The 25,863-nt window shown below is 69.7% G+C and carries 27 protein-coding genes; 17 read left to right on the top strand and 10 right to left on the bottom strand.

The window, feature by feature from the left end; genetic code table 11:
* Positions 1–4 precede the first annotated feature (4 nt).
* From ABRP18_RS15710 to ABRP18_RS15700, 3 genes are all read right to left on the bottom strand, one after another.
* Positions 5–508 (bottom strand): ClbS/DfsB family four-helix bundle protein, encoded by a 504-nt coding sequence (locus ABRP18_RS15710; protein ID WP_113680576.1) that lies wholly within the window; start codon positions 506–508, stop codon positions 5–7.
* Positions 508–936 (bottom strand): hypothetical protein, encoded by a 429-nt coding sequence (locus ABRP18_RS15705; RefSeq protein WP_211368704.1) that lies wholly within the window; start codon positions 934–936, stop codon positions 508–510. The genes ABRP18_RS15710 and ABRP18_RS15705 overlap by 1 nt, the downstream gene beginning before the upstream one ends.
* 98 nt (positions 937–1,034) lie before the next feature.
* Positions 1,035–1,619 (bottom strand): antibiotic biosynthesis monooxygenase, encoded by a 585-nt coding sequence (locus ABRP18_RS15700; RefSeq protein ID WP_046747548.1) that lies wholly within the window; start codon positions 1,617–1,619, stop codon positions 1,035–1,037.
* A 414-nt stretch (positions 1,620–2,033) separates the two neighbouring features.
* Between ABRP18_RS15700 and ABRP18_RS15695 the strand changes: the two genes are divergently transcribed.
* The 4 genes from ABRP18_RS15695 to ABRP18_RS15680 all read left to right on the top strand — a co-directional run bounded on the left by ABRP18_RS15695 (position 2,034) and on the right by ABRP18_RS15680 (position 6,570).
* Positions 2,034–3,536, top strand: coding sequence for a CoA-acylating methylmalonate-semialdehyde dehydrogenase (locus tag ABRP18_RS15695; protein WP_349884987.1), 1,503 nt, complete (start codon positions 2,034–2,036; stop codon positions 3,534–3,536).
* Between the two features lie 41 nt (positions 3,537–3,577).
* Entirely contained in the window at positions 3,578–4,780 is a 1,203-nt protein-coding gene (locus tag ABRP18_RS15690) for an acyl-CoA dehydrogenase family protein (protein ID WP_046747550.1), read from the top strand.
* Positions 4,777–5,682 carry a 3-hydroxyisobutyrate dehydrogenase gene (gene mmsB / locus ABRP18_RS15685; RefSeq protein WP_113680572.1) on the top strand — a complete coding sequence of 302 codons (906 nt, stop codon included), beginning with the start codon at positions 4,777–4,779 and terminating at the stop codon, positions 5,680–5,682. Before ABRP18_RS15690 ends, mmsB begins: the two co-directional genes overlap by 4 nt.
* A 111-nt stretch (positions 5,683–5,793) precedes the next feature.
* Positions 5,794–6,570, top strand: a complete 777-nt coding sequence (locus ABRP18_RS15680) for an enoyl-CoA hydratase-related protein (RefSeq protein ID WP_046747679.1) — start codon at positions 5,794–5,796, stop codon at positions 6,568–6,570.
* A 96-nt stretch (positions 6,571–6,666) separates the two neighbouring features.
* On the opposite strand, the gene ABRP18_RS15675 is transcribed toward ABRP18_RS15680, so the two are convergent.
* From ABRP18_RS15675 to ABRP18_RS15665, 3 genes are read right to left on the bottom strand one after another with little or no spacing between them, the layout of a single operon-like run.
* Positions 6,667–7,110: a YdeI/OmpD-associated family protein gene (locus ABRP18_RS15675; protein WP_061017017.1), complete on the bottom strand. Its 444-nt coding sequence runs from the start codon at positions 7,108–7,110 to the stop codon at positions 6,667–6,669.
* Entirely contained in the window at positions 7,107–7,619 is a 513-nt protein-coding gene (locus tag ABRP18_RS15670; RefSeq protein ID WP_349884986.1) for an SRPBCC family protein, read from the bottom strand. The genes ABRP18_RS15675 and ABRP18_RS15670 overlap by 4 nt, the downstream gene beginning before the upstream one ends.
* A complete protein-coding gene (locus ABRP18_RS15665) occupies positions 7,579–8,115 on the bottom strand; it encodes a MarR family winged helix-turn-helix transcriptional regulator (protein WP_045264412.1) in 537 nt (178 codons plus the stop codon). Before ABRP18_RS15665 ends, ABRP18_RS15670 begins: the two co-directional genes overlap by 41 nt.
* 157 nt (positions 8,116–8,272) lie before the next feature.
* On the opposite strand from ABRP18_RS15665, the gene ABRP18_RS15660 reads away from it, so the two are divergent.
* From ABRP18_RS15660 to ABRP18_RS15640, 5 genes are all read left to right on the top strand, one after another.
* Positions 8,273–9,049 carry an electron transfer flavoprotein subunit beta/FixA family protein gene (locus ABRP18_RS15660; RefSeq protein WP_058632939.1) on the top strand — a complete coding sequence of 259 codons (777 nt, stop codon included), beginning with the start codon at positions 8,273–8,275 and terminating at the stop codon, positions 9,047–9,049.
* A 1-nt stretch (position 9,050) separates the two neighbouring features.
* Positions 9,051–10,022, top strand: coding sequence for an electron transfer flavoprotein subunit alpha/FixB family protein (locus ABRP18_RS15655; protein ID WP_058632938.1), 972 nt, complete (start codon positions 9,051–9,053; stop codon positions 10,020–10,022).
* A 164-nt stretch (positions 10,023–10,186) separates the two neighbouring features.
* The gene (locus tag ABRP18_RS15650; RefSeq protein ID WP_374168948.1) at positions 10,187–11,749 is read left to right on the top strand and encodes a cytochrome b/b6 domain-containing protein; all 1,563 of its coding nucleotides are present in this window, start codon (positions 10,187–10,189) and stop codon (positions 11,747–11,749) included.
* Positions 11,750–11,753: 4 nt separating this feature from the next.
* A complete protein-coding gene (locus ABRP18_RS15645) occupies positions 11,754–12,212 on the top strand; it encodes an ASCH domain-containing protein (protein ID WP_193761273.1) in 459 nt (152 codons plus the stop codon).
* Between the two features lie 33 nt (positions 12,213–12,245).
* Positions 12,246–13,397 (top strand): acetyl-CoA C-acetyltransferase, encoded by a 1,152-nt coding sequence (locus tag ABRP18_RS15640; RefSeq protein WP_349884985.1) that lies wholly within the window; start codon positions 12,246–12,248, stop codon positions 13,395–13,397.
* 76 nt (positions 13,398–13,473) lie between these two features.
* Here the strand turns inward: ABRP18_RS15640 and ABRP18_RS15635 are convergent, their stop codons facing one another.
* On the bottom strand, positions 13,474–13,983 hold the full coding sequence (locus tag ABRP18_RS15635; protein WP_045264712.1) for a GNAT family N-acetyltransferase: 510 nt from the start codon (positions 13,981–13,983) through the stop codon (positions 13,474–13,476).
* Positions 13,984–14,114: 131 nt separating this feature from the next.
* Here ABRP18_RS15635 and ABRP18_RS15630 point away from each other — a divergent pair, with 131 nt between their 5' ends.
* Both ABRP18_RS15630 and ABRP18_RS15625 read left to right on the top strand, forming a co-directional pair.
* Positions 14,115–14,675, top strand: coding sequence for an acyl-CoA thioesterase (locus ABRP18_RS15630; protein WP_349885367.1), 561 nt, complete (start codon positions 14,115–14,117; stop codon positions 14,673–14,675).
* Between the two features lie 88 nt (positions 14,676–14,763).
* On the top strand, positions 14,764–16,164 hold the full coding sequence (locus ABRP18_RS15625; RefSeq protein ID WP_127012709.1) for a hypothetical protein: 1,401 nt from the start codon (positions 14,764–14,766) through the stop codon (positions 16,162–16,164).
* Here ABRP18_RS15625 and ABRP18_RS15620 read toward each other — a convergent pair.
* Genes ABRP18_RS15620 through ABRP18_RS15610 form a run of 3 tightly spaced genes read right to left on the bottom strand, consistent with a single transcriptional unit; the run spans position 16,119 to position 17,967 of the window.
* Entirely contained in the window at positions 16,119–16,718 is a 600-nt protein-coding gene (locus tag ABRP18_RS15620; protein WP_147251399.1) for a hypothetical protein, read from the bottom strand. The two genes, ABRP18_RS15625 and ABRP18_RS15620, sit on opposite strands and share 46 nt — an antisense overlap.
* Positions 16,715–17,275, bottom strand: a complete 561-nt coding sequence (locus tag ABRP18_RS15615; RefSeq protein ID WP_061017035.1) for a hypothetical protein — start codon at positions 17,273–17,275, stop codon at positions 16,715–16,717. The genes ABRP18_RS15620 and ABRP18_RS15615 overlap by 4 nt, the downstream gene beginning before the upstream one ends.
* A complete protein-coding gene (locus ABRP18_RS15610; protein ID WP_113681820.1) occupies positions 17,272–17,967 on the bottom strand; it encodes a hypothetical protein in 696 nt (231 codons plus the stop codon). The genes ABRP18_RS15615 and ABRP18_RS15610 overlap by 4 nt, the downstream gene beginning before the upstream one ends.
* Positions 17,968–18,147: 180 nt before the next feature.
* Here ABRP18_RS15610 and ABRP18_RS15605 point away from each other — a divergent pair, with 180 nt between their 5' ends.
* From ABRP18_RS15605 to rocD, 6 genes are all read left to right on the top strand, one after another.
* Positions 18,148–21,798 (top strand): bifunctional proline dehydrogenase/L-glutamate gamma-semialdehyde dehydrogenase, encoded by a 3,651-nt coding sequence (locus ABRP18_RS15605; protein WP_349884984.1) that lies wholly within the window; start codon positions 18,148–18,150, stop codon positions 21,796–21,798.
* Between the two features lie 51 nt (positions 21,799–21,849).
* Positions 21,850–22,314, top strand: a complete 465-nt coding sequence (locus tag ABRP18_RS15600) for a hypothetical protein (protein ID WP_230977797.1) — start codon at positions 21,850–21,852, stop codon at positions 22,312–22,314.
* On the top strand, positions 22,314–22,544 hold the full coding sequence (locus tag ABRP18_RS15595; RefSeq protein WP_113681843.1) for a helix-turn-helix transcriptional regulator: 231 nt from the start codon (positions 22,314–22,316) through the stop codon (positions 22,542–22,544). The genes ABRP18_RS15600 and ABRP18_RS15595 overlap by 1 nt, the downstream gene beginning before the upstream one ends.
* Entirely contained in the window at positions 22,541–23,557 is a 1,017-nt protein-coding gene (locus tag ABRP18_RS15590; protein ID WP_061017042.1) for an NAD(P)-dependent alcohol dehydrogenase, read from the top strand. Before ABRP18_RS15595 ends, ABRP18_RS15590 begins: the two co-directional genes overlap by 4 nt.
* Before the next feature lie 216 nt (positions 23,558–23,773).
* Complete coding sequence (gene ddaH, locus ABRP18_RS15585) at positions 23,774–24,652, top strand: dimethylargininase (protein WP_046747564.1); 879 nt, start codon at positions 23,774–23,776, stop codon at positions 24,650–24,652.
* Positions 24,649–25,854, top strand: a complete 1,206-nt coding sequence (gene rocD / locus ABRP18_RS15580; protein ID WP_113681842.1) for an ornithine--oxo-acid transaminase — start codon at positions 24,649–24,651, stop codon at positions 25,852–25,854. The genes ddaH and rocD overlap by 4 nt, the downstream gene beginning before the upstream one ends.
* Positions 25,855–25,863: the final 9 nt, after the last annotated feature.

The following is a 25,863-nucleotide window of genomic DNA, read 5'->3' as shown; positions in this document are numbered from 1 at the left end:
GCGCTCAGCGGGCCCGGAGCCAGCGGCGGATGCGACCACGCGCGTTCCGGTAGGGGGATGAGGTGTTGAGCGAGATCATGCGCCCCATCGTCCAGGTGCGGTACCACGGGGCGCCGTAGAGCTCCTGGTCCGAGCGACTCAGGACGAGGGCTTCGATCCGCTGCTCTGCGTCGTCGAGGCGTGCACGCAGCTCCACCCAGGACGCGTTCTCGTGGTCGCGGGAGAAGTGCTGAGCCAAAGCCCCGAGGTCGTTCCAGCCGAAACCTGCCGCCGGCAGCTCGTCGGGGAGCCCGGCGGCGCGACGCTCGTGCCAGGTGAGCACCTGCTCGTTCCAGCCGATCAGATAAGCGAGAAGGTCCGCCGGACTCATCATGGTGTCCTTGACATGACCGGGCAGCACGAGTTCGCGGGCGGAGTCCGTCGGCACCCGATCCAGGTCGGCGCACAAGCGCGCGTACTCCGTCCGGATCGCCGTGAGCAGGTCGTCCTTCGTCGCGGGGACAGCCATCAGTGCGTCCGGCTGTCCCGCGCGAAGAAGGGTCGGGGCCAGGCGCCCAGCGCGAGCACCGCCAGCACGGTCTGGATCAGGCCGGTCGCGAAGAAGATGCCGTGCAGCGGCGACCAGACGAGCATCATGGCGATCTCGACGAAGATCCAGATCATCATCGTCAGCCCGGCCGCCGCGTGCATCGCCCACGCGACGCCGAATCGGCCGAACTGCGCGACGAGAGCCAGCGCCTGCACGCCGCCGACGACGACGCCCAGGATGATCCCCGGCCAGACGTAGGAGTCGAAGATGCTGCCGTCGAGCCATTCGGGCGGCAGTCCCATCCCGCCGCCGACCGTCAACCCGACCATTCCGATCAGAGCCGACAGGAGGTTGAGCGCCGCGACGGTGGCGAGAGCGATGCGGAGGGCGCGGGGTGTCGATCGCATGGGCTCACCGTACCGGCCGGTGCCCGCGTGGCGCGGGAGCGGCGGGCGTGGAAAACCGATGCTCGCGGTCGCTCAGGAGCACGACGCCGAGCGCGCGGTCAGCGGGCGAGCCAGCTCCGCAGCGACCGGGTGACGAACGGGAGAACCCAGTACGCCATGATCGGCGTGAGCACGAGCGTGGTGACGAGCACCCGCAACCAGATCGGCAGTTCGTTCCATCCCGGAACCGGGCTCATCGCGTAGGTGAAGGCGAGGTTGACGGGGAAGAAGCCCAGCCAGATCGAGGTCGCCTGCTTCCAGCGCGGCGGGGCGGGTGCGACAGTGACCGTCTCGGTGGTGCCGTCGGAGGACGGAAGCGTGATCGTCCCGGTGGTCGGCTCGTCGAACCAGCCCTCGATCCCGGTGCGGCGCTTGGAGCGCTCGCTGCGCACGAAACCTTCGCCCATCGACAGCCACCATGCCCGCTCGGCCGACTGCTCCCACGCGGTGAGCGAATCCTCGCTCGCGAAGCGGTAGAGCATGTGCCAGACCTGCGAGTCTTCGCCGGCGCGCACCCAGCCTGAGCCGAGGAAGCCCGGATACTTCGTCGCGAGGTTCACCCCCGTCTGCACCCAGGCGGTCGCCTCGACGATGCGCTCGGGGTCGACTTCGCGGCGGATGGACACGGTGAGGGGTTCGGACATGGTGCGGTCCTCGGGAACGGGCGCCAGGGGTCGGGGCGCCGGAGCGGATGCGCCAGGGTGACGGCGCTTGGTCGATTCTAATTCGGTTGCGGGAGGTTCCCGGCCGGATCCGCCCGTGCACAGAGAGACCCCCGCCGACCCGATTCGGCGGGGGTCTCGCGGCGTGGGAGCCGCGACGGGAGCAAGAGCGCTCACCGTGCGCGCGGTAGACGTGACACCCGATCCGGTCTGAGTCTCTGTCCGCGCACCTGCAGTTCTACCCGGGCGAGATGGCCGGACGGTGAACGCGATGCGAACACCCAACACTGCCGAGGGCGAGGTCGATCCGGAAGATACAAGGATGTCCTAGTAAATGTCCGGTCCTCCGAGTAAACTCCCCAATGTGCCAACGGCGGCACGGAGGGATGTCACACAATGACTCGTACTATCCCGCACTTCGTGGGCGGATCGCTTCTCACTCCCGATTCGGGTCGCTTCGCCGACGTGTTCGATCCGAGCACGGGCGCTGTGCAGGCCAGGGTTCCGCTCGCATCGGCCGACGAGGTGCGCCGCGTGATCGCGAACGCCGAAGAGGCGCAGGTGGCGTGGGCAGCGACCAACCCGCAGAAGCGCGCCCGCGTGCTGCTGCGCTTCCTCGACCTGGTGCAACGTGAGATGACGTCTCTGGCCGAACTCCTCGCGAGCGAGCACGGCAAGACGGTCGACGACGCGAAGGGCGACATCCAGCGGGGGCTCGAAGTCATCGAGTTCGCCGCCGGTGCTCCGCACCTCCTCAAGGGCGAGTACTCCACCGGCGCCGGAACCGGCATCGACGTGTACTCGATGCGGCAGCCGCTCGGGGTCGTCGCCGCGATCACGCCCTTCAACTTCCCCGCCATGATCCCGCTGTGGAAGGCCGGCCCCGCGCTCGCCGCCGGCAATGCGGTCGTGCTCAAGCCCAGCGAGCGTGACCCTTCCGTGCCGGTGCGCATCGCCGAACTCTTCCTCGAGGCGGGCCTGCCCGCCGGCGTCCTCAACGTGGTGCACGGCGACAAGGAGGCGGTCGACACGCTGCTCACCGACGACCGCATCCGCGCGGTCGGCTTCGTCGGGTCCACGCCCATCGCGGAGTACATCTACGCGACGGCCGCAGCCCACGGCAAGCGCGCACAGTGCTTCGGCGGTGCCAAGAACCACATGATCGTGATGCCGGATGCCGACCTCGACCAGGCCGTCGACGCGCTGATCGGCTCCGGCTACGGCTCGGCGGGCGAACGCTGCATGGCCATCTCGGTCGCCGTACCGGTGGGGCAGGAGACCGCAGACGCCCTCGCCGCGAAGCTCACCGAACGTGTCGCCCAGCTGCGGGTGGGGCCTTCCCTCGCCGCGGACGTCGACTACGGACCTCTGGTCACGCGGGCGGCCGTCGAACGGGTGGAAGGCTACATCCAGCAGGGGATCGACGAGGGTGCGACGCTGCTCGCCGACGGTCGCGGCTTCACGGTCGAAGGGCACGAAGAGGGGTTCTATCTCGGACCGACCCTGTTCGACCACGTCACCACCGACATGGCGATCTACCGCGCGGAGATCTTCGGCCCTGTGCTCGTGATCGCCCGCGCCGCCGACTACGAGGAGGCGCTGCGCATGGCCTCGGAGCACGAGTACGGCAACGGGGTCGCCATCTTCACGCGCGACGGCGACGCGGCTCGTGACTTCGCCGCCCGCGTCGAGGTCGGGATGGTCGGGGTGAACGTGCCGATCCCCGTGCCGATCGCCTATTACACGTTCGGCGGGTGGAAGCGCAGCGGCTTCGGCGACCTCAACCAGCACGGCACCGATGCCTTCCGCTTCTACACGAAGACCAAGACGGTGACGAGTCGCTGGCCCGCGGCAGGCATCCGCGACGGCGCCAGCTTCGTCATCCCCACGATGCACTGACCCTTCGACAAGCTCAGGGACCCAACTTCTAAGGAAAAGCGATGACCATGACCACCGTCACCACCACCGCCGAGGAGCGCGAGGCGATCATCGGCGCCGTCCGCGAGTTCGCCGAGACCGAGCTCGCCCCCTACGCCGCGGAACGCGACGAGAAGCACCTGTTCCCCCGGGAGTCGCTGAACCGTGCAGGAGAGCTCGGGCTCGGCGGTATCTACGTCGACGAGGAGTTCGGGGGCAGTGGACTCAGTCGGCTCGACACCGTCGCGATCTTCGAGGAGCTCGCGAAGGGTGACCCGGCGGTCGCGGCGTACATCTCCATCCACAACATGGTCGTGTGGATGATCGACACCTACGGTGATGACAGCCAGCGCGCGACGTGGCTGCCGCAGCTCACCGCGATGTCGGAGTTCGGCGGCTACTGCCTCACAGAGCCGGGGGTGGGGTCTGATGCGGCCAACGTCGCGACGAGTGCGGTCCGCGACGGCGACGATTACGTGCTCACGGGAGTGAAGCAGTTCATCTCCGGTGCGGGCGAGGCCGCCGTCTACGTCGTGATGGCGCGCACGGGAGAACCGGGAGCACGCGGTATCAGCGCGTTCCTCGTGCCGGGAGACTCCGAATCCCTCAGCTTCGGCGCACCGGAGAAGAAGATGGGGTGGCATGCGCAGCCCACCCGACAGGTGATCCTCGACGGCGTCCGAGTCCCGGCATCCGCCATGCTCGGCGACGAGGGACGCGGGTTCGCGATCGCGATGTCCGCGCTCAACGGCGGTCGGCTCAACATCGCCGCGTGCTCGCTGGGCGGGGCGCAATGGGCGCTCGACAAGGCTGTGCAGTACGTCCACGAGCGGATGGCGTTCGGCGAACCGCTCGCCGAGAAGCAGTCGATCCTGTTCGCGATCGCCGACATGCGCACCGACCTGCACGCCGCACGCCTCATGGTGCGCGATGGCGCGCAGGCGGTCGACGAGCACGCGCCGGACGCGACGATGCGTTGCGCCATGGCCAAGCGGTTCGCGACCGATGCCGGATTCGACGTCGCCAATCGCGCCCTGCAGCTGCACGGCGGCTACGGCTACCTGCAGGACTACGGGATCGAGAAGGTGGTCCGCGACCTGCGGGTGCACCAGATCCTGGAAGGAACGAACGAGATCATGCGTCTGATCGTCGGACGCGAGATGCTGCGACCGGCGGGCTCGGCGTCCGTGCAGCGTGGCGGAGATCAGATGCGGAGCGCATCATGACCGGGTCGTCGTCGAAAGCGGCCGTGGCCTTCCTCGGACTCGGGCACATGGGACTGCCGATGGCGAAGAACCTCGTCGCCGCCGGTCATGAGGTGCACGGCTTCGACCTGGTTCCGGCGGCGATCGAGGCAGCGCGGGCGGCCGGCATCGCGGTGGCGGCGAGCGGGGCGGAGGCCGTGGCGGAGGCGGATGTCGTCATCACGATGTTCCCCGCCGGGAAGCACGTGATCGAGGCGTATCGCACCGAGCTGCTCGCGGCTGCGCGACCCGGCACGCTGTTCATCGAGTCGTCCACCATCGCGGTCGACGAGGCCCGTGCCGCGCACGCGCTCGCTCTCGCCGCCGGACACCGCAACGTCGATGCCCCGGTGTCCGGGGGAGTGGTCGGCGCGGAGAACGGCACTCTCGCGTTCATGGTGGGCGGGTCGGACGAGGACTTCGCCGCGGCACTTCCGCTCCTCGAGGTGATGGGAAAGCGCATCGTGCACTGCGGCGGATCTGGGCTCGGACAGGCGGCCAAGGTCTGCAACAACATGGTGCTCGCGGTCTCGCAGATCGCCGTCGCGGAGGCATTCGTGCTGGGGGAGCGCCTCGGGCTCGAGCACCAGGCGCTCTTCGACGTCGTGTCCCAGGCGTCAGGGCAGTGCTGGTCGATCACGACGAACTGCCCCGTGCCCGGACCGGTGCCCACGAGCCCGGCGAACCGCGACTACCAGCCCGGATTCGCCGGTGCATTGATGGCGAAGGACCTCGGTCTCGCGCTGCAGGCGATCGAGCAGACGTCGACGGATGCGCGGATGGGCCGACTCGCCCAGGAGATCTACGCCGCGTTCGCTGCCGGAGACGGGGCGAGCCGCGACTTCTCCGGCATCATCACCGACATCCGCGACGACCGCGTGTGATGACGGCCGTTCGAATCGCGCGAATGGTTCCATCGGGCACCTGGGAGCCACCATTTGCGCGATTCGAACGCAGGGGTGAAGGTGGAACGCAACCACGACGGAGAGGGCGACATGACCGAGTACGAGACGATCCTGGTCGAGCAGCGCGGACGGGTGGGGTGGATCACCCTGAACCGGCCGGAAGCGCTGAATGCTTTGAACAGCAGAATCGCCGAGGAGGTGACCGCCGCCGCGCTCGCTTTCGATGCGGACGAGGGCGTCGGCGCGATCGTGGTCACCGGGTCGGAGAAGGCGTTCGCCGCGGGTGCCGACATCAAGGAGATGGAGGGCATGTCGGCGGCGCAGATGCTCGAGACCGATCACTTCGGTGTGTGGCATGAGTTCGCCGCGGTGCGCACCCCCGTGATCGCGGCCGTCTCCGGGTTCGCGCTGGGCGGCGGGTGCGAGTTGGCCATGATGTGCGACATCATCCTCGCGGCCGACAACGCCAAGTTCGGGCAGCCCGAGATCAATCTCGGCGTGATCCCCGGCATGGGTGGCACGCAGCGTCTGATCCGTGCAGTCGGCTACTACAAAGCAGCCGAGCTCGTGCTCTCCGGCCGGTTCATGGGGGCGGAGGAGGCCGAGCGCTCCGGCCTCGTGTCCCGTGTCGTGCCGACCGCGGAGCTCCTGACCGAGGCGACGAAACTCGCCGACACCATCGCCTCGAAGTCGCTCCCGTCCGTGTTCGCCGCCAAGGCCGCGCTGGACGCGGCGATGGAGACGACCCTCGCCGAAGGGCTCGCGCACGAGAAGCAGGCGTTCGCCGCGCTGTTCGACACCGCGGATCAGAAGGAGGGCATGTCGGCCTTCCGGGAGAAGCGGTCACCGGACTTCCAGAACCGCTGACCGCTCGTGAACGACTCCGCAGAACTGAGGACGCCATGCCGGAAGCGGCGCTCTGCGTGGTGCCCGATGAGTACTTCTGCGGAGTTCGTCACGCCGTCAGCTGCGGAGTGCGTCGACGATCTTCGTGATCCGGCGTTCGCGCGTCGCCTCCTGCTTCGCCTCGGCCACACTTCGCGCGTGCTCCTTGCGCACCGAGTACGACAGGGCGTCGAAGGCGGAGCGCAGTGCGGGGTCGGCGTCCAACGCGGCGGCGAGCTCGGGCGGAACGTCGACCGTGCGCTCGGCCGCATCCACTCTGATCACGGCGTCGATCTCCTGGCCGATGTCGAGCCCCAGGTCGGCGCGGACGGCCTTGCTGAAGCCGATCATGTTCTCGCTGCCCATGCGTGCCAAGCGCAAACGCGCGGTGCGCCCACCGATCGTCACGGCCACGGGGAACGCCTTGCCCGCACCCAGGGACGCGACCTGATCGTCGGTGAGCAGGATGGCCGCCGCGGGGCCGCGGCCGGTGAGGACGGTGTGCAGGCGCAGTTCGCTCATGCCGAAAGAGTACGCCCGGGCTCCCCGAACTCGGCGGCGAGAATGGCGTTGCGCTCGGAGATCAGGCGGCGCATGTACCTGCCGAGGACCAACGCGTCGACCAGCCGACCGAGCGGACCGAACGGTGACCGGAACGTCACGGTGTCGCGCATGAGCGTGCCGTCCGGATGCTCCTCGAAGCGGTGCTCGTGCAAAAACGCGGCGAACGGCCCGGCGATCTGCCGATCCGAGAACCCGTGCGGCGGATCGACGTCGAACACCAGCGAGCGCAGTCGGAACGGGATGCCGAAGTGGCGTGCTCGCCAGGTCGCCGTCGTCCCCTCGGTGAAGACGCCGCCCGCCGGCGCCTCGACCATCGTCTCGCCGAATCGGGCCATGCTCTTCACGTGCAGTTCGGGGTCGAGCGAGGCGGCGAACACCTCGGCGGGCGTCGCGCCGATGACCGTCTCGAGCGCGAACCGCGGCACGTCAGAGCGCTTCGGGCTGCGGACGCGGGTCGGCGAAGTCACCGGCGTCCTTGCGCAGCCGGGCCACGATCGCCACGAGCTCCGCCGCGTCGTCGCGGCTCAGGCCGGGCTCGGCGAAGACGTCGGCGTTGAGAGCCCGGGTGGCGCGCTCCACGAGTTCCCGACCGGATTCGGTCAGCACGAGGAGTGCGGCGCGTCCGTCGTGCGGGTGCGGCTCACGCGCGATCAGACCATCGCGGACCAGACGCTCAGCCGTGCTCGTGACCGTGGTCGGATGCACCTGGAGGCGGGCGACCACGCTGGACAGCGGAAGGCTGCCCGCGCGGCTGAACGCGAGCAGTCGCAGCACCTCGTAGCGGGCGAAGCTCAGGGCGAACGGCTTGAGCGCCGCGTCGACGCGTGCGAGCAGCAGCTGCTGGGCCCGCATGACCGAGGTGACCAGGGCCATGCCGTCGGCGGCCTCCGTCCATCCGTGCGCGAGCCACTGCCGCTTCGCCTCGGCGAGCGGATCGATGGGGAGCGGACGGGGTCTGGCCATCTCTCTACGGTAGTGGCGGGAGTGCGGGGCGCGGCGACGGCGCGCGACGCACTCGATCTCGGCACATCTCAGCCCCGGTCAGCGCTGAGTCTCAGTCGCAAGTCGGTTGGTACTCAGTATCGCGGTCTAGAATTGCAGGAGTCGTGAGGAGCAATCGATGAAGATCTTCGTCCTGGTCAAAGAGGTGCCGGACACCTATGGCGATCGCAAGCTGAATCTCGAGACCGGACTCGCCGATCGCGCGGCGGGCGACGTCGTGCTCGACGAGATCACTGAGCGGGCCCTCGAGGTCGCGCTCAGCTACGCCGACAAGAACGACGGCACCGAGGTGGTCGCGGTCTCGATGGCTCCGGAGAGCTCGACCGCGTCCGTGCGCAGGGCTCTCGCGATCGGTGCCGGATCCGCCGTGCACATCGCCGATGAGCAGCTCACCGGCGCCGATCTCGGACTCACCGCCGAGGTGCTGGCCGCGGCCATCCGCCGCGGCGCTCCCGACCTCGTCATCACCGGCAACCTGTCGACGGACGGCTCCGGTGGAGTGATCCCCGCGATGCTGGCCGAGCACCTCGGATTCGCCCAGGCCACCGCTCTCACCTCGGTCGAGATCGCCCCCGACGGCATCTCCGGAGTGCGAGGCGCCGACGCCGGGAGCCAGCCGGTCTCGGCGCCGCTGCCCGCCGTGATCTCCATCACCGAGGCGCTCCCCGACGCACGCTTCCCGAACTTCAAGGGCATCATGGCGGCGAAGAAGAAGCCGCTCGAGGTGCTCTCCCTCGCCGACCTCGACGTCTCGGCCGATCCGTCCGTCGCCCCGCGCACCATCATGACCGCGGTGGCGGAGAAGCCCCCGCGCGCGGCCGGAGTGAAGATCATCGACGAGGGCGACGCCGCCGACAAGCTCGTCGACTACCTCGTGCAGAACAGGCTGGTGTGAGATGACCTCTTCCGAGAACCCGATCCTCGTCCTCGTCGACATCGACCCCTCCGGTTACGTCGCGACCAGCACGGCCGCCCTCATCGGCGCCGCCTCCACGATCGGTTCGCCGGTGGCCCTGATCGTCGGCGGCGGTCCTGCGGCCGTGGATCAGGCAGCGGCGGCGGGGGCATCCGTGGTGCTGACCGCCGACGGGGACCCGGCTGCGCTCACGGTGCCGATCGTCGACGCACTGCAGGCAGCCGCAGCCCAGGTGCGACCCGATGCCGTCCTCATCTCGAACTCGATCTCCGGCCGCGACGTCGCCGGGCGCTTCGCGGTGCGCACGAAGAGTGCGCTGTCGGTCGATGCCGTCGGGGTCTCGCGCGATGACGAAGGCGTCGTGGCCCACCACTCGGTCTACGGCGGGGCGTACCTGGTCGATTCGGCTCCCACGTTCGGGACTCCGGTGATCACGGTGCGTCAGGGAGCTGTCGACGCGCGCGCCGAAGCCGTCGCATCGCACTCGGTCGAGGTGCTCGATGTCACTCCGTCCGGGGCCGTCGCGGCCACGGCGGGCCCGGTCGAGGCGGTGGAGGTCGCCTCCTCCCGTCCCGAGCTGCGGGGAGCCACGAAGGTGGTCTCCGGTGGCCGAGGTCTCGCGTCGAAGGAGAAGTTCGTGCTCGTCGAAGAGCTCGCCGACGCGCTCGGCGCGGCCGTCGGTGCCTCGCGCGCGGCCGTCGACGCGGGCTACATCCCGCAGTCCCATCAGGTCGGACAGACCGGCGTCTCGGTGTCGCCGCAGCTGTATGTCGCACTCGGCATATCCGGAGCGATCCAGCACCGCGCGGGCATGCAGACATCGAAGAACATCATCGCCATCAACAAGGACGCGGATGCGCCGATCTTCGACGTCGCGGACTTCGGCATCGTCGGCGATGTGTTCACCGTGGTCCCACAGGTGATCGCGGCACTCGAGGCACGGAAGAAGTAGCCATGGCGACGCGGATGCTGCGACGCGGTCTGCCGCGCGTGCCTGGAGGAGATCCCTGGCCTCCCGCTGATGCGGTGGCGGAGGATGCCACGGTGGATGATCGGGCGGCGGACGCGGTGACGAGCGCGGCGCCCGACGAGCCCGCGACAATTCCGGAGGTCGCGGTGTCTTCGGACGTCGACGTGCCTGTCCGGGCCACCGGCCCCGGCGGCCCGGCATCGCCGGCGACCGTGACGGCTGCTGTTGCAGCGGCCGCTCCGGCAACGGCCGGTGGGGCAGCGCGGATCCGTCGCGGTCTGCCGCGTGTGCCGGGCGGGGAGCCTTGGCCGCCGTCGACGTCGCCGACCGCTCCCACTTCTCCCGCCGAGGTGCCCGAACCCGCTGCGGCAGTACCCGCTCCCTCTCCGGGGTCGGCGGTGTCGGACCCCGTGCCGGCTGCGTCAGCATCCGTGCCAGCGCCCGCGGCGTCGACCGCCACAGCGGACATCTCTGCGGCAGAGACCTCCGCCCCCGTCGCGGTGGCCACGGCCGACGGCACCGGTGTCCGACGCGGCTTGCCTCGTGTCGCCGGCGGAGACCCGTGGCCGCCCGCCGACACTGTTCCCCTCTCTGCTGCCGCCCCAGCCGAGCCCGTCGCGCCCGAGCCCGTCGCGCCCGAGTCCGTCGTGCCGGCCGCAGTCGTTCCCGTCGCGGCTGCCGCGACTCCTGCCGTTGCGACCGGACCGTCGTCCGTGCTCGCCGACGTCTCGACTCCGCTCCCGTGGACGCAGACCGTGTGGAACGGACGAGCGCCCCGACGCCTCCCACAGACGTCGGCCCCGACGACCGGCCGCCCGCGCCCGACGTGGACCCAGGTGATCGGCGTGCTGTTCGGAGCCGCTGCGCTCGGGGTGCTCGCCGGAGCCGCCATCGCGTTCGTGCGCACGCTCCTGAGCTTCCCGTTCATGCAGGACTTCCTGGCGGCCTTCCCCGGCGAGTACGAGCCCGGGATCGCCGTCGAGCCGGGATTCGCCCCGTGGATCGGGTGGCAGCACTTCTTCAACATGTTCCTGATGGTGCTGATCATCCGCTCGGGGTTGCAGGTGCGCACCGAGAAGCGCCCGACGGTCTTCTGGACCCCTCGCAACAACGCGAAGGGCAAGATCAGCCTCAACCTGTGGTTCCACCAGTCGCTCGACATCCTGTGGCTCGTCAACGGCGTGATCTTCGTCGTGCTGCTGTTCGTCACGGGGCACTGGGTGCGCATCGTCCCGACCAGCTGGGAGGTGTTCCCGAACGCCCTCTCGGCGGCCCTGCAGTACATCTCGTTCGATTGGCCGCACGAGAACGGCTGGAACAACTACAACAGCCTGCAGCAGCTCGCCTACTTCGCCACCGTGTTCATCGCGGCGCCGCTCGCCGCGATCACCGGCTTCCGCATGTCGGGGCTGTGGCCGAAGAAGGCCGAGAAGCTGTCGAAGGCGTACCCGGTCGAGTGGGCGCGGGCGCTGCACTTCCCGATCATGCTGTACTTCGTGGCGTTCATCATCGCGCACGTGGCGCTCGTCATGTTGACCGGGTTCCTGCGCAACCTGAACCACATGTTCGCGTCGCAGGACGCGGTGACGTGGACCGGATTCTGGGTGTTCATCCTGTCGCTCGTGGTGATCGCAATCGGATGGGCGGCTGCGCGTCCGCTCGTGCTCGCCCCCATCGCCAAGGTGTTCGGCAAGGTCTCGGGTCGGTGAGCAGATGAGCGACGAGGTCATCGCCGAATACTGGCGCACCGTGCGGACCGCCCTGCCTCACCTCCCGGAGACGCGGCCGGACGCCTGGGGGTTCGGGGCGACGCCCGAGCACGCCGACGAGTTGCTGGCACTCGTGCTCGACGGCATCAAGGTCGGCACCGCGTCGTCCCTCTGGGATTACGACGCGACCGGCGACCCTCTCCCCGCTGTGGGCGAGCTCAGCATCATCCTGGACGGCACCGGCGCCCCGCGGGCTGTGATCGAGACCACGACGATCGACATCACGCCGTTCGACGAGGTCGACGAGGCCCATGCCTTCGCCGAGGGGGAGGGCGACCGCACGCTGACGCACTGGCGCGAGGTGCACGAACGCTACTGGCGCACCCACTCCGAGAACCCGCGCGGCTACGAACCGGACATGCCGGTGGTCTGCGAGCGGTTCCGGCTGGTGTTCCCGGCCTAGAGAGTCCCGAGGGACTGGAGGAGAGGCGCGATCATGGCTGAGGCATACATCGTCGACGCGGTCCGTTCGCCGGTCGGCAGGCGCGGCGGATCGCTCGCCGAGGTCCACCCTGTGGACCTCGGCGCCCACAGCCTTCGGGCGCTCGTCGACCGGACGGGGATCGACCCCGGTGCGGTGGACGACGTGATCCTGGGCGTCATCGACGCGATCGGCGGCCAATCCGGCAACGTGGCCAGGACGGCCCTGCTCGCCGCCGGATTCCCCGAGCACGTTCCCGGGGTGACCATCGACCGGCAGTGCGGGTCGAGCCAGCAGGCCGTGCACTTCGCGGCGCAGGCCGTGATGAGCGGCACGAGCGACCTCGTGATCGCGGGCGGACTGCAGAACATGTCGCAGGTGCCGTTGACCGCCGCGGCCACCGTGGGGGAGTCCTACGGCTTCACCACGCCGTACGCGCAGTCGCCCGCGTGGACCGACCGCTACGGCGATCAGGAGATCTCGCAGTTCGCCGGTGCCGAGCTGATCGCTGAGAAGTGGGACATCTCCCGCGAGGAGATGGAGCGGTTCGCCCTGGAGAGCCATCGTCGAGCCGCCCTGGCGCAGGACGAGGGTCGCTTCATCCGTGAGATCGCTCCGCTGAACGGTCTCGACCACGACGAGGGTGTGCGCCGCGACACCACGCTGGAGCGGATGGCGGGGCTCGCGCCGCTGCGGGAGGGTGGACGGATCACCGCCGCCGTGTCGTCGCAGATCAGCGATGCGTCCAGCGCCGTGCTCATCGCCAGCGGGCAGGCCGTACGTGACCACGGGCTCTCGCCCCGTGCCCGCATCCATCAGATGACGGTGCGCGGCGACAGTCCGATCCTCATGCTCACCGCTCCGATCCCCGCCACGAAGCTCGCGCTGGAGCGCGCGGAGATGCGGGTCTCCGACATCGACCTGTTCGAGGTGAACGAGGCCTTCGCTCCCGTGGTGCTCGCCTGGATGCGCGAGCTCGATGCTCCGCACGAGAGGGTGAACGTCAACGGCGGAGCCATCGCGCTCGGTCACCCCATCGGCGCGACCGGGACCAGGCTGATGACCACGATGCTCAACGAGCTCGAACGCACGGGCGGACGCTACGGTCTGCAGGCCATGTGCGAGGGCGGCGGGGTCGCGAACGTGACCATCGTCGAACGGCTCTGACGCCCCTGATCCCGCGGTGACGACAGAGCGGGCCGCCTCCCGGGGGAGACGGCCCGCTCTGCACGTGCTCGGAGGGTCAGGGGCGGACGAAGCGCACTTCGGTCAGCGTCTCGCCCAGGAACGGCTCGGTGTGCGATGCGCCGTCGAGGTGGAATCCGTTGCGGGTGTAGAACCGGTGCGCGCGAGGGTTGTCCTCGGCGACCCACAGGTACAGCGGCTCGTCCTTCTCCACGGCGGCGTCGAACAGCTTCTGGCCGATGCCGGTGGAGTGATAGGCGTCGAGCAGGTAGATGAAGTAGAGCTCGCGGAACGCCGGAGCGTCCTTGTCGCGGGCGGGGCCGGAGCCGACGAAGCCCACGATCTCCCCGTCGACCAGCGCGGCGTTCATCTTGAACTCGGGGCCCTGCGAGGCCCAGTGCGTCCACAGTTCGGCCATGCGGCGGGGCGAGACCTTCTCCAGCGCCGCCTTGCTGATCAGGTGGTCGTAGGTCTCGTGCCAGCACTGCGCATGCACGCGACCGAGGGCTTCCGCATCCACATCACGGACCGGACGGACGATGACTTCAGGCTGGGCTTCGGCGCTCATGGTCGTGACTCTACGCGCGGCGTCCGCGAAGGGGAAATCGAGGGGATGTCCGATGACACCCTTCCCGCGGTCATGGAGGTTTCGCACAACGATGTTCGCCGATCGTGCACTCCTGGCTACGATCGATGCTCGTGAACGTGATCTGGCGGACCCTCCTGGTGATCCTCGGTGCTCGCCGCCGCGTGCGACGGGGGAAGGCCCTCGACCCCACCGCCGTCGGCAGCATCACCCTGACCACGCTGCCCACCGACATCGACATCCTGCGCCATATGAACAACGGCCGCTACCTGTCGTTGTTCGACCTCGGGCGCTGGGACCTGCTCATCCGCACCGGACTGTTCGATGCGATGAAGGACCGGGGCTGGTATGCGGTCGTCTCCAGCGAGACGATCACGTTCCGCAAGTCGCTGCAGCTCTGGCAGCGGTTCGAGGTGCAGTCGCGTTTCATCGGGCACGACGACAAGGCGCTCTTCATGGAGCACCGCGCCGTCGTGGACGGCGAGGTCTACGCACGGGCGATCGTGCGGGCCAGGATGCTGCGACGCACCGGAGGGACCGTCAGCAACGAGGAGCTTTTCGCGGCCGTGGGCAAGCCGGAGGGTGTTCCGGAGATCGACGCCTGGGTGCACGACTGGGCAGCGGCCTCGGCGCTTCCTTCCGTGCGGGCGAAGGCCCCGAGCGTCTGGGGCTGAGCGTCTGGGGCTGAGTTCGAAAACCCCTAGGGGGTTGAGCGGCAGAGGAACGTTCTCTCCGTCCGCACCGGCGCGGTAGCTTAGGCGTGTGCTGGCGATCCTGACGACGACCGGGCGAGTGCTGTGGCGGCACTGGCCTGCGCTGATGGCGTGGTACCTCGCGGGCGTCCTGGTGCACTACGGGGTCACAGAGATCGCCGGCTTCATCGGAGCCTCGTCGGCGACGTTGGGCTTCCTGGTGCTGCCGATCGCGATCCTCGCCCGGCTGGTGAGCCTGGTGGCGATGTTCCTCGTGCTGCGCGACGGTCTGCGCAACCTGCAGGAGGTGGCACCGCTGCCGGAGTCGCCGGTGGAGCGTCGGCGTACTTTCCTCTCGGCCCTTCTCGCCGGCATCCTGCCGTTCTTCGCGGTGTACTGGGCGCAGGGGCTGCTCGGCGAGGACGTGCGGGCTTACTCGCTCCGCGCTCTCGAGGTGCGCAACGGCATCGTGTGGACGGCGAGCGTGAACGGCGAGCCGCCCGTGAGCTCGGACGACACCGTGCTCAACCTGCCGATCAACGTGTGGACCATCGCGATCATCGTGCTCGCGTTCGCCGGTCGATGGGCGTGGTCGAAGTGGTCGCCGAAGCTCGCGGCCTGGTTGTCGCCGGTGGCGGTGTACTTCGAGGTCGTCTGGGTCTTCTTCTCGGTGATGGTGCTCGGCGACATCTTCGACGCGATCAAGGCCTGGGTCGACAGTCGCGCGGCGATGGCGTACCTCGAGACGGTGCGGGAGGGCATCCTCGACGCCGTGGCTCCCCTGCGCTGGCTGTGGGAGGGGATCGGCTGGGTCCTCTCCGAGGCGGGCCCCGTGCTGCTGGCGCCGCTGGCCTGGCTCACGATCGCCGGAGTCGTCTTCGGACAGGCGATCGTCGCCGAGAAGCTGCGCGTCGAGAGTGAACTCGTCTCGCGGTTCCGTCAGCACACGGAGGCGATCCCCAACCCCCTGGTGCGACGGCTGCGCGACCTCGGCGACGAGCTGGGAGCGCGCTTCCGGCCGATCGGTCGCGCCCTGCTGCTGATGTGGCGAGCGGGTCCCCTGCTGGTCGCCTCCTACGCGCTGCTCTACGTGGCGGTGAAGGCGCTCGAATCGGTCCTCGGCTTCGGTGTCACCCGGCTGATCGGACCGCAGGACTACGTGTTCTGGGCGGTCGCGGCCCCGCTCGTCTCCCTCGTGCCGCTCCTGCTCATCGAACCCCTCCGCATCGCCGTGATCAGCGGCGCCTACGACGCCACGCTCGGACGGCTGCGACGTCGCCAGCAGGCGCGGCCGGACGCCTCGGCCTCCACGGAGGCGGAAGCGGAGATGCGTGCCGTCGCGGATGCGGCCGGACTGCTGCCCTCGTCGGTCGATGCGGTGGCAGCCGCTGTGGTCTCGGCGCCGCCTCGTGACGCCGTCGGCGGTCAGGGTTCGAACTCGAACCTCACGAACGAGCCGCCGGCGCGATAGGGCCGGATGTCGACCCAAAACGGGCCCTCCACGTCGGCAGGAACCACGAACGGCACGATCAACTCGTAAGGGCTCGCCTGCTCGCTGAGGCACGTCTCGGGCTCGTCGGCGCTCCAGTCGAGTCCGATCTCGGCGCGCACCGGACTCCACTCCCGCCCCGTCGACTGCTCCACGAGCACGGGAGCCTCGCACCCGACGCCCTCGGCCTCCGGGTCCACGGGCACCGCGACCGCGATCAGCCGCGTCTTCTCCGGTACGTCGAGGCCGGAGACGTCGTCGATCTCCCCGCCGCGGATCGGGCCCCAGGCTGCGCCGGCGAGGTCCGTCGTCTCGTCTTCCGGCACGACCACCGGGGCGACCGCGCGGGCACCGAACCCGAAGTACTGGTACCACTCCTGCCAACCCACGGCGGCCGCCGTCGCGGGCACGAGGAGGGCGAGTGCGATCAGGGCGACGGTGTTGCGCCGCCACCAGGAATCGCGCTTCGTCGGAACAGCTGCGGCTGCGGGGTCTTCCTGAGGGGCGGGAGGAAAGAGCGGAGGAGGGATCGTCATCGCGCCCACCCGTTCTCGACCAGGAGCACCTCGGCCTCGACGGGGAGAGTCGCCAGGTCGATCGGCAGGTCGATCACGCCGTCGCGCAGCACCTCGAAGCCGCCCGATCCCGGCACGCCCAGGCGCAGGGTGGCCCTGTCACCCACGACGTCGTCGGGGAGCTCGAACGCCAGACTGCCGCTGCGGGGAACCGCGGTGACCAGACGCTGAGCGAGGAAGGTGGTTCCGCGATCCGTGGCGCTGAACGTGCGCTCGCCGATCGTGAGCTCGGCGAGCCTGAGGGTGCTCAACCGCTGCGTGACCCCGCTCGCGGCGTCGAGGTCGATCACGAGCCAGGTGCCCTCGGCGGACCAGCCCTCGGCATCGGTGACCCGATTCGTGAGATGGACATCGGTCACGGTCGCGACGAGGTTGCGTGTGACGGCCTCCTCGCCGATCTGCGCGACCGCGGGGAAGGGGGCATCCGGAGCGTCGTCGGGGAGCGTGACCTTGACGAGGACCCACGCGCACGCGAGCAGCGCCGTGGTGAGCAGCCAGACGAGCACGTGCTTCTTCATCCGGCGCTCACCTCCTCGATCGTGGTCGTCAGCGTCGCGCCGACGCGGGGATCGTTCCAGTAGTCGCCGCGGATCAGGCTCTGCCCGACGTAGTGGTCGGAGTCGGGGAGGGTGAGCGAGACCTCGTCGCCGTCGCGGAAGTCGTCCGGTCCCACGGCCCAGGTGATCAGCACACGGGCCGGAACGTCGGGCTGGAGCGTGGGCGCGAGCTTTCCGTCGTCGGCGCGCGACACCACCCCCTTGGCATCGAGCCCTTCGATGCGGATGCCGTCCAGGAGAGGAGACACCTTCGCGGGTGATCCGGAAGCACGCGGCTGCGAGAAGGTGTTCACCACGTCCACGGTCACGACGAGCAGGCGCTCCCCCTTCTCCTCGTCGGGATAGATCGCCGCCATTCCGCGCTCGTCGCGCAGCTCGACGCCCACCACGGTCATCTCGAATTCGGAGCCGGAGAACGTCTCGCCGATCGTGAGATCGGGGATCGGGTCGACCGCGGCGGCCTCGAGGCCGCCGAACAGGGCGGTGGTCGCCAACAGCGCCGCCCCCGCGCCGGTGATCAACCACGAGGTCGGGATGAGGTCGATGCTGCGCCGCGCCCACCCCAGCACCTTCGCGCGGGCTCCCGCGTTCGAGGCGGTGACCTCCGCCTCACCGCGCGATGCGGAGGTCCTGTCGGGCGGGGTCGTGGTCACGGCAACAGCTTAGGACCGCGCCGTTCGGCGGTGCGGCATGATTCGCACCCCGCCCGGCCGCGCTCCTCCGCTCCGGGGCCGCACCGGGCGGCGAGAACGGCCGCATGCGAAGCGGACGCGGATGGCGGAAAGCGGCGGCGCGGCGCGGAATCCGGGGCGTCCAGACCTAGGCTGAAATCCATGGCAGACCTCCCGCCGGATGCCGTGGCATCCGCATCCCTCGCAGACCGTGCCGTCGAGCTGGCTCGGCGGTGGACGATCGAGGCCGCGGCGACAGAACCAGACCCGGCGGCCGCTCGGCTCGCCGGAGTGCTGCAGGACGTGAACGGACTCCCGTTCACCCTGGGGTTCGTCGACGGCGTCATGCGTCCGGAGAGCCTGACCGCCGCGGCCTCGCAGCTGCACCGCATCGCCCCGATCGTGCCGGAGTTCCTGCCCTGGTACCTGCGCTCGGTGGTACGTCTCGGTGGCGGGGTCGCGCAGATCCTCCCGACGCCCGTGGTGCCGATCGCCCGTCGGGTGCTCCGGGACATGGTGGGGCACCTGGTCGTCGATGCGCGCCCTGCCAAGCTCGGCGCCGCGATCGAGCGGATCCGCGCCGACGGCTCCCGGCTCAACCTCAACCTGCTCGGCGAGGCCGTGCTCGGGGAGGCGGAGGCCCGACGACGGGTCGACGGCATCCACGCGCTCGTCCGCCGTCCGGACGTGGACTACGTCTCGGTGAAGGTCTCGGCGATCATCAGCCACCTGTCGATGTGGGCTTTCGACGAGGTCGTCGACGAGGTGGTAGAGCGGCTCCTTCCGCTGTATCTCGCGGCGGCGGCCGACGGCACCTTCATCAACCTGGACATGGAGGAGTACCGCGACCTCGACCTCACGATCGCCGTCTTCACGCGCATCCTCGAGGACCCCCGACTGGCCGGGCTCGAAGCCGGGATCGTGCTGCAGGCGTACCTGCCGGACGCGCTGCCCGCCCTGCAGGAGCTCACCGCGTGGGCGCAGGACCGCGTGGCGCACGGCGGCGCCCGCATCAAGGTGCGTCTCGTGAAGGGGGCGAACCTCGCGATGGAGCACGTCGAGGCGCGGATGCACGGGTGGACGCCTGCGACCTACGACACCAAGCTCGACACCGACGCGAACTACCTGCGCTGCCTCGACTGGGCGCTGCAGCCGGAGCACACGGCTGCGGTGAAGATCGGCGTCGCGGGGCACAACCTCTTCGGCATCGCCTACGCCTGGCTGCTGGCGGGCGAGCGGGGCGTGCGGGAGGCCGTGGAGTTCGAGATGCTGCTGGGCATGGCCCAGGGGCAGGTGCGAGCCGTCTCGCGCGAGGTCGGACCGGTGCTGCTCTACGTGCCGGTGGTGGAGCCAGCGGAGTTCGACGTGGCCATCAGCTACCTGGTGCGCCGGCTCGAGGAGAACGCCTCGCCGGACAACTTCCTCTCCGCCGCCTTCCGGCTCGGCGAGGACGAGTCGCTGTTCGTCCGCGAGCAGGATCGCTTCCTCGATGCGCTCGACAGGGCGGGCGACCCGACGCTGCGCATCGGACCCCGTCGCACGCAGGACCGTCTCGCCCCCGTGCACGAGTCGCTGCGCCCTGTACCCGTCGCCCCGGTGCCGGAGACCGACCTGACCAAGGCGGTGCTCGGCATCTCCCGCGGCTCGGACGACAGCGGCCGGGAGGCGTTCCTGGAGACCGCGGTCTACTCCGCCCGCGAGCTGGAGCAGGACACCGGCGGAGCCCCGGGCTTCGCGAACACCGTCGACAGCGACCCCGCGCTTCCCGCCAACCGCGAATGGGCGCGCGAGGTGCGCGAGCGCATCGCGACCTCCGACCTGGGGTCTGCCACGATCGCGGCGGCGCAGGTGTCCGATGCGGACGAGCTCGAGCGGGTCGTGCACGGTGTGCGTCGCGCGGCCCCGGCCTGGGGCGGGCGACCTGCCGCCGAGCGTGCCGAGGTGCTGTTGCGTGCCGCGGCTGCACTCGAGGCCCGTCGCGGAGACCTCATCGAGGTCGCGGCCTCCGAGACCGGCAAGGTCTTCGCAGAAGCCGACATCGAGGTGAGTGAGGCCGTCGACTTCGCGCGGTACTACGCAGCCAAGGCCAGGGAGCTCGACGCGATCGCCGGCGCCGTGTTCGTCCCGGCATCCGTCACGGTCGTCACGCCGCCCTGGAACTTCCCCGTCGCCATTCCCGCCGGAGGAGTGCTCGCCGCGCTCGCCGCAGGTTCCGGTGTGGTCTTCAAGCCCGCACCACAGGCCCGTCGCTGTGCGGCGGTGATCGCCGAGACCCTGTGGGAGGCAGGGATCCCCCGCGACCTGTTGGCGCTCGTCGACGTCGAAGAGGGTGCGCTCGGCCGCGAGCTGATCACGCACGAGGCGGTCGACCGGGTGATCCTCACCGGCGCGTGGGACACGGCGGCGCTGTTCCGCTCCTGGCGCCCGGATCTGCCCCTGCTCGCGGAGACCAGCGGCAAGAACGCGATCATCATCACCCCTTCGGCCGATCTCGACCTCGCGGTCGCCGACCTCGTCAAGAGCGCCTTCGGACATGCCGGGCAGAAGTGCTCGGCGGCGTCGCTCGCGATCCTCGTGGGGCCGGTCGGACGCTCGGCCCGGTTCGCCCGCCAGTTGGCCGACGCCGTGCGCTCGCTGCACGTCGGTCCTCCTACCGATCCGCTGGCCGAGGTGGGGCCGGTGATCGAGCAGCCGCAGGGCAAGCTCGCCTGGGCGCTGAGTGAGCTCGAGGGCGACGAGCAGTGGCTGATCGAGCCGTCTCTCGCCGCGGCGGACGACGGCAGCGGACGGCTGTGGCGTCCCGGCGTACGCGTCGGGGTGCAACCGGGATCGCGTTTCCACACCGAGGAGTTCTTCGGCCCCGTGCTCGGGGTGATGCACGCCCCGACCGTCGCGCGCGCCGTCGAGATGCAGAACGCCGTCGCTTACGGACTCACCGCAGGGCTGCACACCCAGGATCCGGAGGAGCTGTCGTACTGGCTCGACCGGGTGCAGGCGGGCAATCTCTACGTGAATCGCGGCATCACCGGCGCGATCGTGCAGCGTCAGCCCTTCGGCGGCTGGAAGCGCTCCTCGGTCGGCCCCGGCGCGAAGGCGGGTGGGCCCAACTATCTCATCGGCCTGGGATCGTGGCGCTCGCAGTCGGCAGGGCCGGCCTCCAGCACCCTGCACCTGCGCGGGCTCGATTCGCGCATCACCGCGGTGATCGAGGCGGCGCAGTCCTCGCTCGTGTATGAGTCGTTCGAGTGGCTGCGGCGCTCGGCTCTCTCGGATGCGCTGGCCTGGGATCGGGAGTTCGGCCAGGTGCGCGACGTGTCGCGTCTGGGAGTCGAGCGCAACCTGTTCCGATATCGCCCCGTGCCCGTCGAAGTGCGCGCGACCGACGACGCCGCGCTGCACGACCTGCTGCGCGTGGTGATCGCCGGGGTGCGCTCCGGCGCCAGGTTCGTCATCTCGACCCCTTCCGGATTGCCCGCCGAGGTGCGCCGAGCGCTCGGAAACCTCGACGCCCCGGTGTTCCTCGAGAGCGACGACGAGTGGTTGCAGCGTCTGCTCCGTCAGGACGCCGACCTCGAAGGCGTCACACTGCCGGCGAGCGATCGAGTGCGACTGGTCGGCGGTCGTGAGGGTGTCGCCGCTCTCCGCGCGGAGCTGGCCGCGGCTTCCGCTGGCGATCCCGACCTCGCGGTGTACGACGGCGAGGTGACGGCGGCCGCCCGCATCGAGCTGCTGCCGTTCGTGCACGAGCAGTCGATCTCGATCACCGCGCACCGTTACGGCAACCTCGACGCGTGGAGCAGCGACGTGATCTGAGCCGTATGTAAAGAATTCTTGACACGTCTGGCGAGCGGCCGTACGCTGAACATGTCAAGAATCTTTTACATCGGAGGCGTCGTGGTCTACGAAGAGCGCAATGCGTGGGCGGGACTCATCGTGAGCCCCATCGTGATGGTCGTGTACGTCGTGCTGGTCCTCCAGCAGGCTGGAGGAGGGCCGCTCACCGATGTGGATTGGTTCCCGCTGATGCTGTGGGTGATCGGCGGGGGCATCGTCGCGACGATCCTGCTCAGCGTGGTGTGGGGCATCATCGCCGGGATGAGCGATCCCGACGGGGTCGGCCGCTCCGACATCCGCGACCGCGACATCAGCCGCATGGGTGGGCGGGTGGAGCAGGCCTTCATCGTGATCGCCGGCCTCGGGGTGATCGCGCTGTGCGCTGTCGGGGCCGACGTCTTCTGGATCGCGAACACCATGTTCGCGGGCTTCGCGGTAGCCGCGCTCGTCGGCGGTGTCGCCAGGGTGATCGCCTACCGGCGAGGCCTCGTCTGATGGTCAAGCCCACTCTCGTCTCCAACACCATCCGCGCTCATCGCGAGAGGGCGGGACTCACTCAGGCCGAGCTCGCGCGCACGGTCGGCGTGACGCGCCAGACGCTCATCGCCATCGAACAGCAGAGGTACTCGCCGACGCTCGAACTCGCCTTCCAGATCGCCCGTGCGTTCGGCGTGGGCCTCGACGACATCTTCGAGTATCCCGACACGTCAGGAGCAGCATCATGAGCCGGTCGATGAAGGCGTGGACCAGGAAGACGTACGGGCCCGCCGACGGCGTCGCCCTCGAACACACCTCGATGCCGGTTCCTCGACGCGGCGAGGTGCTGCTGCGCGTGCGCGCCACGGCCCTGAACGCGGGCGACGTGCGTCTTCTGCTCGGCGATCCGCTGCTCGTGCGGCCGGTGTTCGGGCTGACACGTCCGAAGCACCCGGTGCGCGGCATGGAGGTCGCTGGCACCGTGGTGGCGCTCGGGGCCGATGTCGTCGGTGCTGAGGTCGGCGAAGAGGTGGTCGGTGAGCTCGTCGGCGGGGGAGGGCTCGGCGAGTATGTCCGGGTTCCCGCCGCTCGGCTGGTGCCGATCCCCACCGACATCGCGGCAGACACCGCTGCCTGCCTGCCGGTCGCCGGTGGTACCGCCTGGCAGGCCCTCGACCTCGCCGGGGTCGGACTCGCAGACGGTGGCCACGCGGCGGGTGGGGCGCCGCGCGTGCTGATCATCGGTGCATCCGGAGGCGTCGGCACGTTCGCCGTGCAGCTCGCGACTCTCCGCGGAGCCGAGGTATGGGCGACCTGTCGCGACCGCAACGCGCCGCTGATCGAGCAGCTCGGCGCGGTGCGCACGTTCGACCACAGGGAGTCGCCGTTGAGCACGCTCGCGGACGGCCGATTCGACGCGATCATCGACATCGCGGGAGGGATGCCGCTGCGCGAGCTGAAGCGTCTCGTCGTTCCCGGCGGCACAGTCGTGCTGGTCACCGGCGACGGCGGCCATGTGCTCGGCCCCGTCCCACGGATGCTGCGCGCGGTGTTCCTGTCGATCGGCTCGCGGAGCATCCGACCGCTCGCCGCGACGCCACGCCCCGAGGTGCTGGCGAAGCTGCTCGACCTCGTGGCCGAGGGGCGGATCGTCCCCGTCATCGAGCGCGAGTATCCCTTCGCCGAGGCATCGGCGGCTCTCTCCCGACTGGAAGCCGGCCACACGGTGGGCAAGCTCGTGGTCGCCGGCACCGCGGTCTGAGCGCTCATCGGCGGTGTTCTGGTGCCGCACCGACAGCGGTGTGGCGGAGCACCCCCCCCACCGCGCTCTGGCGGTGCACAGGGGGCGGGTGACAGAATGGACCCCGGCGTGCCCGAGTCGCATCTTCCCCGACGCCCGCTCGATCGAGCGAAGGGTCGAAGGACCGCCGGGCCCCTGGACAGCGTCCGCCGCGCCCGTCCTCCGAGGAGAGCTCCCATGTCGACGCCTGAAGCCGCCGTCTCCACCGCCCCCGCCCGCACCGCGCACCACCGCCACTACCTGATGTGCAAGCCGGAGCACTTCACCGTCAACTACTCCATCAATCCGTGGATGGAGCCGTCGAAGCCCACCGACACCGCGAAGGCGGTCGCGCAGTGGCAGAAGCTCCACGACCTGTACGTCGAGCTGGGCCACGACGTCGAGCTCATCGAGCCGCTCGCCGGATACCCCGACATGGTCTACACGGCCAACGGCGGGTTCCTCATCGACGGCCGCGCCTATGTGCCCGAGTTCCGCTTCGTCGAGCGCCAGGGCGAGGCTCCCGCCTTCGCCGACTGGTTCCGCGGCGCGGGCTACGACACCGTGATGCCGAAGGAGGTCAACGAGGGCGAGGGCGACTTCCTGCTCGTCGGTGACGTGATCCTCGCCGGCACCGGCTTCCGCTCGACCGGCGACAGCCACCGCGAGGTCGGCGAGGTCTTCGGCCGCGAGGTCGTGTCGCTCAACCTGGTCGACCCGCGCTTCTACCACCTCGACACCGCGATCGCCGTGCTCGATCCGGTGCAGGGTCTCGAGAACGGCGGCCCCGAGCACGCGAACATCGCGTACCTCCCCGGTGCCTTCGACGACGCGAGCCGCGCCGAGCTCGAGAAGCGCTTCCCCGACGCGATCCTGGTGTCGGACGAGGACGGCTCGGTGTTCGGCCTGAACTCGGCGAGCGACGGCTACAACGTGATCATCTCCCCGCGCGCGAAGGGCTTCGAGAAGCAGCTGCGCGAGCGCGGTTACAACCCGATCATGATCGACCTTTCCGAGCTGCTGCTCGGCGGCGGCGGCATCAAGTGCTGCACGCTCGAGCTTCGGGGCGCGAAGTGACCGCGCTGGAGGCAGGCGCCGATGTGAACACCGAGCCGCACGTCGCACACAACTACCACCCGCTGCCCGTGAACATCGCCCGCGCAGAGGGCGCGTGGGTGACGGATGTCGAGGGCAAGCGCTACCTCGATCTGCTCGCCGCGTATTCCGCCGTGAACTTCGGACACCGGCACCCGGCACTCGTCGCCGCGCTCACCGAGCAGCTCGGGCGGGTCACGCTCGTCAGCCGTGCGTTCCAGAGCGACCGCCTCGAACCGTTCGCCGCGGCGCTGGCGGAGCTCGCCGGCAAAGACCTCGTGCTGCCGATGAACACCGGTGCCGAAGCCGTCGAGACCGGCATCAAGGTCGCCCGCGCGTGGGGCTACCGCGTCAAGGGCATCGCCGAGGGCAGGGCACGCATCATCGTCGCAGCCGGGAACTTCCACGGGCGCACGACCACGATCGTCAGCTTCAGCGACGACGAGCAGGCGCGCGACGACTTCGGGCCCTACACGCCCGGCTTCGACGTCGTGCCGTACGGCGACGCGGACGCCATCGCCGCAGCCATCACCGACGACACTGCCGCCGTGCTCGTGGAGCCGATCCAGGGCGAGGCAGGGGTCGTGATCCCGCCGGAGGGATACCTGCGCCGCATCCGCGAGATCTGCGATGAGAAGAACGTGCTGTTCATCGCCGACGAGATCCAGGCCGGTCTCGGTCGCGTGGGGGAGACTTTCGCATGTGACCGCGAGGGCGTCGTGCCCGACCTGTACCTGCTCGGTAAGGCTTTGGGCGGCGGCATCCTCCCGGTCTCGGCCGTGGTCGGCGACTCCGATGTGCTCGGTGTGATCCGTCCCGGCGAGCACGGCTCGACGTTCGGCGGCAACCCGCTCGCCGCAGCCGTGGGCCTGCGCGTCGTCGAGATGTTGCAGACGGGGGAGTTCCAGGAGCGCGCCCGTGCGCTGGGAGCCCATCTGGAGCAGGCGCTGCAGCCGCTGATCGGCCACGGCGTCACGGCCGTGCGCATCGCGGGACTCTGGGCCGGGGTCGACATCGACCCCGCGAACGGCACAGGGCGGGAGATCGCCGAGAAGCTGCTCGAACGCGGCGTGCTCGTGAAGGACACGCATGGACAGACGGTGCGCATCGCGCCGCCGCTGGTGATCCGTGCGACCGAGCTCGACTGGGCGGTGGAGCAGCTCAAGCTCGTGCTGGGCGCCTGACCGACCCGC

The sequence above is a fragment of the Microbacterium sp. WHRI 7836 genome, from assembly GCF_040223885.2.
In the GTDB taxonomy this organism is placed as follows: Bacteria; Actinomycetota; Actinomycetes; order Actinomycetales; family Microbacteriaceae; genus Microbacterium; species Microbacterium oxydans.
The sequence above is the reverse complement of the archived record's forward strand: the minus strand, read 5'-3'. Positions and strand labels throughout refer to the sequence as shown.

Excerpts from the sequence above, each read along its gene's own strand:
- ABRP18_RS15710 (WP_113680576.1), bottom strand. The coding sequence starts at position 508 with ATGGCTGTCCCCGCGACGAAGGACGACCTGCTCACGGCGATCCGGACG.
- ABRP18_RS15705 (WP_211368704.1), bottom strand. The coding sequence starts at position 936 with ATGCGATCGACACCCCGCGCCCTCCGCATCGCTCTCGCCACCGTCGCG.
- ABRP18_RS15700 (WP_046747548.1), bottom strand. The coding sequence starts at position 1,619 with ATGTCCGAACCCCTCACCGTGTCCATCCGCCGCGAAGTCGACCCCGAG.
- ABRP18_RS15695 (WP_349884987.1), top strand. The coding sequence starts at position 2,034 with ATGACTCGTACTATCCCGCACTTCGTGGGCGGATCGCTTCTCACTCCC.
- ABRP18_RS15690 (WP_046747550.1), top strand. The coding sequence starts at position 3,578 with ATGACCATGACCACCGTCACCACCACCGCCGAGGAGCGCGAGGCGATC.
- mmsB (WP_113680572.1), top strand. The coding sequence starts at position 4,777 with ATGACCGGGTCGTCGTCGAAAGCGGCCGTGGCCTTCCTCGGACTCGGG.
- ABRP18_RS15680 (WP_046747679.1), top strand. The coding sequence starts at position 5,794 with ATGACCGAGTACGAGACGATCCTGGTCGAGCAGCGCGGACGGGTGGGG.
- ABRP18_RS15675 (WP_061017017.1), bottom strand. The coding sequence starts at position 7,110 with ATGAGCGAACTGCGCCTGCACACCGTCCTCACCGGCCGCGGCCCCGCG.
- ABRP18_RS15665 (WP_045264412.1), bottom strand. The coding sequence starts at position 8,115 with ATGGCCAGACCCCGTCCGCTCCCCATCGATCCGCTCGCCGAGGCGAAG.
- ABRP18_RS15660 (WP_058632939.1), top strand. The coding sequence starts at position 8,273 with ATGAAGATCTTCGTCCTGGTCAAAGAGGTGCCGGACACCTATGGCGAT.
- ABRP18_RS15655 (WP_058632938.1), top strand. The coding sequence starts at position 9,051 with ATGACCTCTTCCGAGAACCCGATCCTCGTCCTCGTCGACATCGACCCC.
- ABRP18_RS15645 (WP_193761273.1), top strand. The coding sequence starts at position 11,754 with ATGAGCGACGAGGTCATCGCCGAATACTGGCGCACCGTGCGGACCGCC.
- ABRP18_RS15640 (WP_349884985.1), top strand. The coding sequence starts at position 12,246 with ATGGCTGAGGCATACATCGTCGACGCGGTCCGTTCGCCGGTCGGCAGG.
- ABRP18_RS15635 (WP_045264712.1), bottom strand. The coding sequence starts at position 13,983 with ATGAGCGCCGAAGCCCAGCCTGAAGTCATCGTCCGTCCGGTCCGTGAT.
- ABRP18_RS15620 (WP_147251399.1), bottom strand. The coding sequence starts at position 16,718 with ATGACGATCCCTCCTCCGCTCTTTCCTCCCGCCCCTCAGGAAGACCCC.
- ABRP18_RS15615 (WP_061017035.1), bottom strand. The coding sequence starts at position 17,275 with ATGAAGAAGCACGTGCTCGTCTGGCTGCTCACCACGGCGCTGCTCGCG.
- ABRP18_RS15605 (WP_349884984.1), top strand. The coding sequence starts at position 18,148 with ATGGCAGACCTCCCGCCGGATGCCGTGGCATCCGCATCCCTCGCAGAC.
- ABRP18_RS15600 (WP_230977797.1), top strand. The coding sequence starts at position 21,850 with ATGTCAAGAATCTTTTACATCGGAGGCGTCGTGGTCTACGAAGAGCGC.
- ABRP18_RS15595 (WP_113681843.1), top strand. The coding sequence starts at position 22,314 with ATGGTCAAGCCCACTCTCGTCTCCAACACCATCCGCGCTCATCGCGAG.
- ABRP18_RS15590 (WP_061017042.1), top strand. The coding sequence starts at position 22,541 with ATGAGCCGGTCGATGAAGGCGTGGACCAGGAAGACGTACGGGCCCGCC.
- ddaH (WP_046747564.1), top strand. The coding sequence starts at position 23,774 with ATGTCGACGCCTGAAGCCGCCGTCTCCACCGCCCCCGCCCGCACCGCG.